Origin of the sequence: Butyricicoccus sp. AM78-15b2TA (assembly GCF_027665985.1) — a bacterium.
GTDB lineage: Bacteria > Bacillota > Clostridia > Oscillospirales > Butyricicoccaceae > Agathobaculum > Agathobaculum butyriciproducens.
In genome coordinates this window covers 13,798-14,066 of sequence record NZ_JAQEHY010000028.1, presented here as the reverse complement: position 1 = coordinate 14,066, position 269 = coordinate 13,798, and the positions used below count along the sequence as shown (strand labels likewise).

2 protein-coding genes are annotated in these 269 nt (G+C 55.4%); both read left to right on the top strand.

Going from position 1 to position 269, the window contains the following annotated elements; genetic code table 11:
• On the top strand, positions 1 to 186 hold a 186-nt coding region (locus tag PGS25_RS14750), incomplete at its 5' end, for a hypothetical protein (protein ID WP_270419288.1).
• A gap of 15 nt (positions 187 to 201) precedes the next feature.
• Positions 202 to 269: hypothetical protein (locus PGS25_RS14745; protein ID WP_270419290.1), on the top strand; the 68-nt coding region annotated here is incomplete at its 3' end.

Below are 269 nucleotides of genomic sequence, written 5' to 3'. Positions count from 1 at the left end.
TACTTCCAGCCGGCAGGCGGCATCGCAATCGCCTTCGACGACATGAAGACGCTGCAGGCTCACGCACTCATGCAGGCTATGCACGGCGGCGAGTACATCTGCGACTTCGAGATGGGCGCCAAGGTTGACGGTATTATCAACGCAGTTCTCAAGTCCGTTAAGTCGGGCACCTGGGAAAAATGCTGAGGGAGGTAGCAAATCATGTTTAATAATGTAAAACTCGGCATTGCGCCGATCGGCTGGACGAATGACGACATGCCGCAGCTCGG